The following is an 11536-nucleotide window of genomic DNA, read 5'->3' as shown; positions in this document are numbered from 1 at the left end:
GTGAGTGAATTATGAAAAATGTAATATCGGCAATGGTTGTTGTTGTTACTTTAAGCTTTTTCTCAAACACTGCGACAGCAGCCCGAGCATTTAACTTTAACAAAGAATCAGTTAGTTTTATTGAAAGTGTATCGAATGTTGCAATAAAAGATAAGCGTGTTTTCTTTACAACGGATCCCGTAATCGACAGAAGAGCAAAAACAATTGCAATCTATTTTGATGTTTATGCGGGTAGTTCAGCTAAAGATGTATATTACTTCGTTGAAAAGGCACTCAAATTATATTGTAAAAGTGAATTGCCAAATAATTCCAATGTGGAATTGTTCTTGAGGAAAAACAACATTAGCTCATTCAATATCAATATGTGTTAAAACTCACCACCTCGCACCAATCTGGATAGTCCAATTCTATTAGTAGTGCACAAATTTCCTGTGCTAATGATCCTTTAGCTGGGTGGGCAATTAATGCATGAAAAAGAGAATCAGTGGCTTTGATGGCTCTGTTATCACAGAATCTAGCTACAACGATATTGGGATCCCCATGCAGCAAGAGAGCGGGGATATCTGGAAAGCAAAGGTCGCTATGATCGGTGGTGGCTCATGTAAATGGACGTTGAGTGCAGTCAGCTTAGGTAACGCGTATATCGATGCGACACATATTGGCAAAGATCTTGTATCCGGTACGGCGGTAGGTGTGACGCTTGCTTTTGATAATGACGCTTCGCGGAATGGTCAATTCACCTTTTCTACAGGCGACTTAAATATTTCTCCTAAATATTACCCACACATTCGAAAAAGGAAAATAGCAGAGAAAACAAAATCGCTCTCCCTATTAGGCAAAGAGAACATCCTTTCTTATAGAGTTTCTAAGCTTAGCAATATTTATTTGCTGCCCTTAAGTTGATGAAATGAAAGTTGTTAGATATATAGAGCCAGAAAAAATTGATGGTGTGTACTCCAAGATAATTTTTCCGGATGGAAGTATTGCTCCTGAAAGAGCGATTTTCCTGATTTTGATAAAGTTGACAAGATGAAAATTAATTAATTGTTTTTCTATCGGAAATGAAATATGGCAAAGGGTCTGGTTCTACTTGGTGACAATACTTCTCACGGCGGAAAAGTGATCTCCGCCTCTTCCAATATTACTGTCGACGGGAAAAAAGCCGCATTAGTGGGTGATATGGTGAGTTGTCCGGTAGATGGGCATGGAACTAATCCTATCGTGGAAGGATCACCGCACCGTACCTTTAACGGTCGCGCTGTTGTCATTGATGGCTGCAAATGTCAGTGCGGTTGTACTGTAATTTCAAGTGCTCAGAAGAGCACAGTAGGATAATCAATGGGCTGGGAAAGGACGAAAGCAACGACAATGGAGTTGCCTCCTGAGCCATCTTTTACGGGATGGCTGTTGGCAGGGGGTGTTGCCGCGGTTGTGGGTATTTTGCTGTTTATTCTGCATGCGTCAGGCATGGTTAAGGCACTGGCTGCATTCAATATCTGGTGGCTGGCATCCAGCCCGATTCTTGGCTGGTTTTTCCTGTTTTGTTTGCGGGGGTGGCTGTGGGGCAGAACCGTCAATGAACATCAGTTTTTGCAGAAGGAAGCTGCATATGGACAGCAACATTGGGAGGCCTGGGCTGGACGCTATCTGGCCGTACTCGGAAGCAGCATACTGCTCCCTTCCGGAGTGACCTCTGACGCCATTGCTAAATCAGATGCTGCAGATGCACCGCAATTTCTTTCACTAACCTGTCATTTTGATGCGAAATCGACGACGTCCACCTCCTTGCTCGAACTGGGGCTGGCCGGTGTACAAAAGGCAATCGCGATGTTGCCTGCGACAGTGCCGTTCAACGTCACCATTGTGAGCGACACGATTTCGTCTGACTTCGAGACCCGGTTTCGCAAATCATGGGGAAAAATTTATCCAGGGCGTGCGCTGACAGGTTCGATTTCATGTTGTGAAGTCCTTTCTTTTGCCTGGATCGAAGAGCGCCTTAAAAATCCCGTTTTCGATATTGATTTGATCCTGATATTGCAGAATCAGGGGGCTGAACAGTATTCCGATGCACTCGCAGCGATGGTACTTACCAGCGATGATGTTGCTGAAAAATACCAGCTTTCACACTCCGCCCGCATATTGCGACCGATGCCGCTGGACATGACAAATTTCAGGGCTGATATGGGTTTGTTCCTCGAAACACAAACGATCGCCTGTCAGACGTCAAACGTGTTCTGTGATTACGGGCACTGGAATGACGGGTTTGCTGATCTAATGACTGCGTCTCAATCACATCTGACACCGTGGGTGCCCCAGGAAATTGATGTACTGGAAAAATATAACGGTATTCCAGGGGCCGGGAGTGCGTGGCTTCTGGCCACATTACTGGCCGACATCGTGTCCGTCAGCAACAAACCTGTTTTAGGGTTGTTTACCTCAGGTGCTGATCGTTTTGTCAGTACTGTTACCTCAGGGAGTGAAAATAATGATGCCGGGTAATACATGGAGCAGAGTGGGGCTTGCCGGCATAATAGCCTGCATCTCAGCGATTATAGTGGCCTTGATCCTGCATTTTGGTCCCTCGTATGGCCTTGATACCCGACTGAAGCAAGTGCTTGCATTTGTTGCCGTATGGATAGTCTTGCTGATTGTTTTCTATACGCCGTTCATGTTCCGGTACATGCGAGAAAAGTATCACCGCTGGCGGGAACAGAAGAACAATGCGTTACCTTCTGATGAATCAAGAGTTGCCCGGACTCCGCCACGCAATGTCACCGTTGATACTATCCGTGACGCCATGCGTAACCTCTACGGTCGGCGCTGGGGACGCAAAACACGCATTCTGCTGGTCACCGGGACCATATCTGAGGTGGAGCAGTTGACTCCGGGTCTGACGGGCCAGCTCTGGCAGGATGACCGCGGCACACTGTTGCTGTGGGGCGGTGACCTCAATACGCCAGCGGACAGTGCCTGGCTGAACGCGCTGCGCAAACTGCGCCGTCGCCCGGTAGATGGGCTGGTGTGGGTCACCTCGGCCTTTGACCAGCTCTCAGCACCAGGGCTGGAGCCGCCGCTGCCGGTACCGTCTGAAAGCACCATGGATTCCCTGTCTCACGCCATCAGCGTGCGTATGGAAACGCTTGGCTGGAAACTCCCGCTGTATGTCTGGTCCCTGCACCCGCGCGCCGGTCAGCCGGAGGGGCGCATTACGCAGGCGACCGGCTGCCTGTTACCTGTCGGGTGTCGCACCGAAGGGCTGGCAGAACAACTCTCTGCCCTGACGCTGGATTTGATCTCGCAGGGTCTGCAGCAGACCTGCGGCGAGGTGAAACATAACTTCCTGCTGACGCTTGCCGACCAGCTTATTCGTGAGCCACAAAGCGTGACGGCTCCGCTGTCGGTGATGCTCAATCCGTACCGCCCACTGCCGCTGGCCGGCGTGGTGTTTAGTCAGCCCTCTGCCGGTGTTGAACGTGCCGTGACGCACCACTGGGGCATGGATAATCGCTGGGATATTCTGCCTGAATCCGACCGGACGCTTCCTGCCGGACTGCGTCCGCGCAAGCCGGGCATTCCATGGCGCAAGGTGATGGCGTCTGCTGCTGCGCTCACGATGGTGAGCTGGGCTGTGTGGATGGGCATCGCGTATGTCATCAACCGCAACCAGATTGCTGGTGCGAATGCTCAGGCCGCACTTACCGCCAAACAGACTCAGCCGCTGGAGCAGCGCCTGCACGCGCTGTCTGAACTTCAGAAAACCTTGGCCCGTCTGCAGTACCGTTCTGTGCATGGTGTGCCGTGGTACGAGAAGGCCGGGCTGAGTCAGAATAACGCCCTACTGGCGGCACTCTGGCCACGCTATCAGGATAGCGCATTGCCGCTGTTGCGAGATGCGGCCGCAGACCATCTGCATAAGCAAGTCAGCGCCTTTAACGCACTGCCGCCGGGCAGCCCGCTGCGTGAGCAGATGGCAAAAACCACCTGGGAGCAACTTAAGCTCTACCTGATGCTGGCGCATCCGGAGCATATGGACGCCGCCTGGTTCAGTTCTGTGCTACTGCACGACTGGACGAATCGTGACGGAGTGAAAGACGCCGTCTGGCAGGGTGTGGCGCCGTCACTGCTATCTTTTTATGGCGCGCAACTGGTTGCGCATCCTGAGTGGAAGCTCCGTGCTGATGAAAACATGGTCAGCCAGGCGCGTTCGCTTCTGGTACGCCTGATGGGTGTACGTAACAGTGAATCGACCCTGTATCAGAAAATGCTTTCTCAGGTGGCGCGTCTGTATGTCGATATGCGCCTCGAAGACATGACCGGTGATACTGATGCTGCCCGCCTGTTCAGCACCACCGAAATTGTACCTGGTATGTTTACCCGTCAGGCCTGGGAACAGGCTGTGCAACCCGCTATTGAGAGGGTGGTGAAGGCACGCCGGGACGAGCTAGACTGGGTGTTGACCGACAGCAAGCAACAGGTAAATAAACAGGATGAAACATCGCCCGATGCACTGAAAAAGCGCCTTACGGAGCGTTACTTTGCAGACTTTGGCGGGGCATGGCTGGCGTTTCTCAACAGTCTGCGCTGGAACCAGGCCGCCACGCTATCTGACTCTATTGACCAACTGACCCTGATGGCCGATGTGCGTCAGTCACCTCTGGTGGCGCTAATGAACACTCTGAATGTGCAGGGGCGCACCGGGCAAACCGGCGAGGCGATTTCGGATTCACTGGTGAAATCAGCCAAAAATCTGCTGGGCGGTGACAACAGAGATGCCATTGACCAGAGTGCAGGCGTTCATGGCCCGCTGGATGCGACCTTTGGTCCGGTACTGGCAGTGATGGACAAAAACCGGACAGGTACACAGGAACTGAGCCTGCAGTCGTACCTGACCCGTGTAACGCAGGTGCGTCTGCGTCTACAGCAGGTGACCAACGCTGCCGACCCTCAGGCAATGACTCAGACCATTGCCCAGACCGTATTCCAGGGCAAGGCCGTGGACCTGACCGAAACCCGCGACTACGGAAGCCTCATTGCCGCCGGTCTGGGGCAGGAGTGGAGTGGCTTTGGGCGTACGGTGTTTGTGAACCCGATGGAGCAGGCCTGGCAGCAGGTGCTGACCCCGGCGGCCGAGAGCCTCAATGCCCAGTGGCAGCAGGCCGTCGTGGCTGAGTGGAACAGTGCTTTTGGAGGCCGCTATCCGTTTAACAACTCCAGTAGTGATGTCTCCTTGCCGCTGCTGGCCAAATACCTCAACGCGGATTCCGGGCGTATCGCTCAGTTCCTGCAGACCCGTCTCAAAGGCGTGCTGCACAAAGAAGGGAATCACTGGGTGCCGGACAGCATCAACTCGCAGGGGTTGGCCTTTAACCCAGAGTTCCTCAATGCCATTAATACCCTGAGTCATATCTCGGATGTGGCCTTCACCGAAGGCAACGCCGGGATGAACTTCGAACTGCGCCCCGGCACCGCCGATGGGGTTATGCAGACCGACTTGATTATCGACAGTCAGAAGCTGACCTATGTGAACCAGATGCCTGCATGGAGGCGATTCACCTGGCCTGCTGATACTGAAGCCCCGGGGGCCAACCTGAGCTGGATTAGCACGCAGGCGGGCACTCGCCAGTACGCTGATATTCCGGGGGCCTGGGGCTGGATACGCCTGCTCGATAAGGCTGCGGTCAAAGCTTATCCGGGGGCAGGCAGCAGCTACAGTCTGAGCTGGAAGGCACAGGACGGTCGCACACTTAATTACACTCTGCGTACCGAAGCCGGCGAGGGGCCGCTGGCGCTGCTGAAACTGCGTAATTTCCGTCTGCCGGAAACCATCTTCAGCACTACCGGAGTTGCACCATCAGAGTTGGTCATTAGTGCGAACAGTGATGCAGAGGAGATTTACTGATGAGCACGCTCAATGCCTTACTTAGTGCTTGCCAGACAGAACAGGAACCATTGCTTGTTGCAACCCGTGAACGTGTGGCACAGTGGGAAAGCTGGCTACAACCGCTGTCAGGGCAATCGTCCGCTGGCGAAGACCCTGGTTATGATGATGACTTTCAGCAGATGCGCGAGGAGGTCAATAAACTCTCCGGCGCTGACACTGAACTCATTTGTCGGCTGGCGGAGAAGCTGCTGACCACGACCGCCAAAGATATCCGTGTGGTGACATACTACTGCTGGGCCAAATTGCATCGTGAAGGCGAGCAGGGGCTGGCTGAAGGACTTGAACTGCTGGCTGGCTTGCTGGAGCGTTTTGGTTCACAACTGCACCCGCAGCGTGACCGCAGCCGTAAGGCGGCACTGGAATGGCTGGCCGGGTCGCGCATGACTGATTCGCTTTCCCTGTATCCGGAAGTGGTCAGGATCGATGCGATGCGAACCACTGGTGCGCTGCTGCTGATATCACAGCTTATTGAGAATGAGTTGGATGAAACCCGTCCTGAACTCAATGCGCTTTATAGTGCGCTGGAAAGTCGTCTGCAGAAAGCGGGAGGTGTGGATGCGGTGGTACCGCAGAATGCCAGTACCAGCGAAACCCCTTCGGCTGCCAGTCACAGCGACGCCCCCTCCATCGGACGCATCACGTCCGGTCAGGATTTGCTGGCCCAGGCTCGCACGCTCACCGAATACCTGCGTGAGCAGCCAAATGGCTGGCTGTCAGCACACCATCTGATGAAGAGCTTGCGTCACGACACCCTGCGGGCCATCCCTGCCCCGGATGCGCAGGGACGTACACGTATCGAACCGCCAAGGGCGGATCAGCGCGCGTTACTCAAGCGTCTCTATTTGCAGCAGAACTGGGCTGAAATGCTGGAAACGGCCGACAGCACGTTTTCCCGCGGTGCCAACCACCTGTGGCTGGATTTGCAGTGGTACATCCATCAGGCGTTGACGAAATCCGGCCAGGAGACGCTGGCCGACATTGTCGCGGCTGACCTGAAAGGGCTTCTGTCGCGACTGCCCGGGCTTGAAACGCTGGCGTTCAGTGACGGTACCCCGTTTGCGGACGAAGTGACGCAGAACTGGATCCAGCAGAGCGTGCTGGATACCGTCGGAGGATGGGGAGATGACACGCCATCCGCTCCGGTCGCCTCGGATAACGATGACATCCTGGCGCTGGAGCCGGAAGCCGTGGCGCTGGCCGACAGTGAAGGCACGGATGCCGCGCTGGGCTGGTTACAGACCCGGCCAGGAATAACCACCGAGCGTCAGAAGTGGTTATTGCGTCTGCTGATGGGCCGCATTGCTGAGCAGTACGGTAAAAATGAGCTGGCGGTACACCTGTTTGCAGAGCTCGGTGATCGTGCCCGTGTAATGACCCTCAGAAACTGGGAGCCTGAGCTGTTGTTCGAGGTGCAGGCCCGCCATTTGAAACTCCTGCGTCTGAAAGCCGGTCGCAGTGAGGCTGATAAAGCCCGTCTTACACCGGTAATGGACCGGTTACTTGCCGGGCTGATCGCCGTCGATCCCGCCCGTGCCGCCGTGCTTTGCGGTTAAATCCACAGGAACAGAAATAAATGGAAGATTTGACTCTGCGTTATTACGACGCGGAAATGCACTACCTGCGTGAAGCGGCCAAAGAATTTGCTCAGACCCACCCGGGCAGGGCCGCGATGCTGGATCTGGATAAGACCGGCACACCCGACCCGTATGTTGAACGTCTGTTCGAAGGCTTTGCTTTCTCGATGGGACGATTGCGGGAGAAGATTGACGACGACCTGCCGGAACTGACTGAAGGGCTGGTTAGCATGCTCTGGCCACACTACCTGCGTACCATTCCTTCGCTCTCGGTGGTAGCCTTCACGCCTGCGCTTCAGGCCGTGAAGATGGCGGAAGTGATGCCCGCGGGTCTGGAAGTATACTCCCGCCCGGTGGGGCCGAAAAACACGGTCTGTCGCTACCGTACCACCCGTGATGTAATGCTCAACCCGCTGAATATCTTTGGGGTGACCATGACCACGGAGCCGGACGGGCGCTCGCTGCTGCGGATGCGTTTTGCCTGCAGCACGCAGGCGGACTGGTCCCATGCTGACCTCAGCCGCCTCAGTTTGTATCTCGGGGCGGATGCCCCGGTCAGCAGCCAGCTGCACCTGATGCTGACCAAACGGCAGGCTGCCCTGTATATGCGACTGCCCGGGCAGGCCGACCGTATTCGCCTCGACGGGTACTTCTCGCCGGGGGGATTTGCGGAGGAGGACAGACTGTGGCCGAAGGGCGATACCGCCTTCAGTGGCTACCAGCTGCTGCTGGAGTATTTCACCTTCCGTGACAAGTTTATGTTTGTCCATCTCAACGGACTGGATGGCATTACACCGCCTCCCGGAGCGGAGTATTTCGACATCGAAGTCGTGTTCAGTACGCTGTGGCCATCAGACCTGCCGGTCACCGATGACGCGGTTCGTCTGCACTGTGTGCCGGTGATTAACCTGTTCACCCTGGAAGCCGATCCACTCACCATTACCGGGCTTGAAAGCGAATATCTGCTGCGGCCTAAGCGATTGCAGGACGGACATACCGAGATTTATTCGGTGGATTCGGTCACCGGTTCGAACCGGACAAGTGACGCAGAGTATGTGCCGTTCAGCAGTTTCCGCCACAAAGGCGGGATGATGCGCCGTCACGCGCCACCCCGCTATTACCACACCCGTGTGAAGCGGGGCGTCACCGGGCTGTATGACACCTGGCTTATTCTCGGCGGTCACCAATGGGAAGATGACAGACTTTTTGAACGTGAAGCTGTTTCACTGCAAATCACTGGCACCAACGGTCAGTTACCGCGCCGGGCACTGCAGAGCACCCTGCTTGACCGCTGTGAGCAGGTAGTCAGCACACCGCTTTCAGTACGCAATCTCTGCAAACCGACGTTGCCGGTCTATCCGCCTGCCGAAGACCGTTTCCACTGGCGGGTGCTGAGCCACCTGGGATCCGGGTTCCTGAACATGATGAGTACTGCAGAAGTACTGCGCGGGACGCTGGCACTCTATAACTGGCAGGAAGATGAACTGAATACCCGCCGTCTGGAGGCAATTCAGCAGGTAGAACACCACCGCCTTCAACGTTTTGAGCAGGGCTACCTGCTGCGGGGGCTGGATATCGAAGTGACCCTCGACAGCAACGGCTTCACCGGTGAGGGCGATATTCACCTGTTCGGTGAAATGCTTAACCGATTCTTTGCGCTGTATGCCGACATGAATCAGTTCAACCAGCTCACCCTTATCGTACAGCCAGAAGGAAAATGTATCCGGTGGAAAGAGAATCACAGTCCACGCCTGCCCGGCTGATGGAGCAGTTGCGGCAGTACCTGCCGTACATGAACTTTTATCGCTTCTGCCAGATACTGGAACAGAGCCATCCGGATAACCCCGTAGTTGGGAGCACCTGGCAGGTGCGACATGAACCGGTACGCTTCAGGCCACATCCGGGCATGGGTTTCCCGGCTTCTGAAATCAAGGGGATTGAGCAGCCTGAAGATCAGCATCTGCCGCCCACGGTACGTATCACCTTTATGGGGCTCTACGGCGTGGAATCGCCGTTGCCGACGCACTACATTGATGATATCACTCAGCGACGTGAAGGATATGAAGCTACGGCAGACTTCCTCGATATCTTCAACCATCGGCTGATAGCCCAGTATTATCGTATCTGGCGTAAATACTCGTACCCTGCGACCTTTGAAGAGGGTGGGAAAGACAAAACCTCTCAGTATCTGCTGGGGCTGGCTGGGCTTGGTATTGACGGTTGCACGGACTGTATCGCGACCCCGGCTTCGCGCTTTCTGGCACTGCTACCGGTCATGTTGCTACCCGGACGTACCGCGGAAGGTATGGCCTCGCTGGTGCGCCTGCTGGCACCCAATTCACAGGCGATAATTTGGCACCATGACAAACGTCGTGTACCGCTGAATAAGCCGCTGACTCTGAGCGTCAGCCATCCTGCCTCCCTGGCAAATCGCCCGGTGATGGGCTGCTATGCCACCGACGTAAATAGCCAGGTGCTGATGCGTCTGACCACCACTGACCCGGCAGAAGTGCAGGGCTGGTTACCGGGGGGGGAGCTTCACACGGATTTAATGGCGCTATTGCATGTCTATCTTGGCTCCCGCCTTAATGTGCGGTTACAGCTACGTGTCGACCGAAGCCTGCTGCCTGACGCGACCATGAGCAGTAAACCCAACGCTGGGGCGGTGCAGTTGGGCCGCACCGCTGTGATGCGGCCGCTGAATACAGCGAACACCGTCATGAAGCCCAAAACTATAACTATCAATCTTGGCCGCTATGAGCGGTTACAGGAAAATTTTCACCGCAGGGAGACCGATGAAGATGGCGATTACCACTGGTAAATTTTCTCTGGTTGCGCTGGCCGCCAGTATCACCCTGATGCTGGCGGGCTGTGGGCTGACGCAAAAAGTGACAGATGGCACCGTTGCTATGACTAAATCGATTTTTTATAAGCAGATAAAGACGCTGCATCTGGATATTCGTGCCCGGGAGGCTGTAAACAGTAATGCAGGCGGCGTGGCGCTGTCGACGGTGGTACGTATTTACCAGCTCAAAGACCGGAAAACATTCGACTCGACGGACTACCCGTCACTGTTTAAGGCTGACAGCCAGGTTATAAAAGCAGACCTGGTAGCAGAAAAAGATATCCGTCTGCAGCCGGGAGGAGCGGTTTCGGTCGATATGCCTATGGCGGAAAGTGCGCAGTTCGTGGCGGTGGCCGGGATGTTTATGTCACCGGACCAGGTGAACAACACCTGGCGGGTGGTGCTGAGCCGTGATGATCTCGATCCGGATAAAGCCCGGGTAATTGAGGCCGGTAATAACCGCCTGATCCTGAAGGCGCTGAAAGATGAGTGAGTCATCCCGTCCTTCACTGTATGAGACTCTTTATGGCAACTTCACCGGCGGCCTCGACCTGCATCAGGTCAGCGAGCAGAGCCAGGCCATTCTCTCTGTACTGGACAATATGCAGCGTATCCTTAACTGCCGTGCCGGCACGCTGGCACATCTGCCGGACTATGGTCTGCCCGATATGACGAAAATCCTGCAGGGCATGCCTGGAACGGCCCATGAGCTTATAGGCACTCTGTCTGCTGTTCTGCTCAAATATGAGCCACGTCTGAAAAAAATAACGGTTGTCCTGCTGGAACAGAATGTTCCTGGTGAACTGCGTTATGCCATTGATGCCGAGCTAAAGGGCATCGGGCTAGTGCGTTACGGCACAGAGTTCATGCCCGAGGGGCGAGTGATGCTGAGGCATCTGAAACAACAACACTTTCTGGACACCACAACGGGGATCTAGAGGTGATATTTCATAATGAAGGAGACGTGACACCTCCGGGAGGAGTATTTATGTGGTCAGGTGTGGTTAACAACCGGAACTTTGCTGCGTCCGTTGCGTTATGCCATAGCGGGTACCGAATAATGAGTCATCATTTTTTATTTTGAATCGTTGGAAGTTTCCCTGACGAAACGGTTAATAGTGTTGGAAACATTTAGTTCCAAAGTAACGAATAAAAAAGATATAGAAATGAAAAAAG

10 protein-coding genes are annotated in these 11536 nt (G+C 54.4%); all 10 read left to right on the top strand.

Annotation, left to right across the window (positions count from 1 at the left end; translation table 11 throughout):
• Positions 1-11: 11 nt before the first annotated feature.
• The 10 genes from DBY68_RS01365 to tssE all read left to right on the top strand — a co-directional run bounded on the left by DBY68_RS01365 (position 12) and on the right by tssE (position 11298).
• The gene (locus DBY68_RS01365) at positions 12-371 is read left to right on the top strand and encodes a hypothetical protein (protein WP_108473531.1); all 360 of its coding nucleotides are present in this window, start codon (positions 12-14) and stop codon (positions 369-371) included.
• Positions 372-468: 97 nt separating this feature from the next.
• A complete protein-coding gene (locus DBY68_RS01360; RefSeq protein ID WP_233503867.1) occupies positions 469-903 on the top strand; it encodes a hypothetical protein in 435 nt (144 codons plus the stop codon).
• 165 nt (positions 904-1068) lie between these two features.
• Positions 1069-1335, top strand: a complete 267-nt coding sequence (locus DBY68_RS01355) for a PAAR domain-containing protein (protein WP_108473532.1) — start codon at positions 1069-1071, stop codon at positions 1333-1335.
• 3 nt (positions 1336-1338) lie between these two features.
• The gene (locus DBY68_RS01350; protein WP_108473533.1) at positions 1339-2499 is read left to right on the top strand and encodes a hypothetical protein; all 1161 of its coding nucleotides are present in this window, start codon (positions 1339-1341) and stop codon (positions 2497-2499) included.
• A complete protein-coding gene (locus DBY68_RS01345; protein ID WP_108473534.1) occupies positions 2486-5899 on the top strand; it encodes an ImcF-related family protein in 3414 nt (1137 codons plus the stop codon). Before DBY68_RS01350 ends, DBY68_RS01345 begins: the two co-directional genes overlap by 14 nt.
• Positions 5899-7494 carry a type VI secretion system protein TssA gene (gene tssA, locus DBY68_RS01340; RefSeq protein ID WP_108473535.1) on the top strand — a complete coding sequence of 532 codons (1596 nt, stop codon included), beginning with the start codon at positions 5899-5901 and terminating at the stop codon, positions 7492-7494. The genes DBY68_RS01345 and tssA overlap by 1 nt, the downstream gene beginning before the upstream one ends.
• Positions 7495-7514: 20 nt before the next feature.
• On the top strand, positions 7515-9278 hold the full coding sequence (gene tssF, locus DBY68_RS01335; protein ID WP_108473536.1) for a type VI secretion system baseplate subunit TssF: 1764 nt from the start codon (positions 7515-7517) through the stop codon (positions 9276-9278).
• Positions 9233-10336, top strand: a complete 1104-nt coding sequence (gene tssG, locus DBY68_RS01330) for a type VI secretion system baseplate subunit TssG (RefSeq protein ID WP_108473537.1) — start codon at positions 9233-9235, stop codon at positions 10334-10336. The genes tssF and tssG overlap by 46 nt, the downstream gene beginning before the upstream one ends.
• Entirely contained in the window at positions 10317-10853 is a 537-nt protein-coding gene (gene tssJ, locus DBY68_RS01325; RefSeq protein ID WP_199538641.1) for a type VI secretion system lipoprotein TssJ, read from the top strand. The genes tssG and tssJ overlap by 20 nt, the downstream gene beginning before the upstream one ends.
• Entirely contained in the window at positions 10846-11298 is a 453-nt protein-coding gene (tssE, locus tag DBY68_RS01320) for a type VI secretion system baseplate subunit TssE (RefSeq protein ID WP_108473539.1), read from the top strand. The genes tssJ and tssE overlap by 8 nt, the downstream gene beginning before the upstream one ends.
• Positions 11299-11536: the final 238 nt, after the last annotated feature.

It is taken from the genome of Pseudocitrobacter sp. RIT415, assembly GCF_003057695.2.
In the GTDB taxonomy this organism is placed as follows: Bacteria; Pseudomonadota; Gammaproteobacteria; order Enterobacterales; family Enterobacteriaceae; genus Pseudocitrobacter; species Pseudocitrobacter faecalis.
The sequence above is the reverse complement of the archived record's forward strand: the minus strand, read 5'-3'. Positions and strand labels throughout refer to the sequence as shown.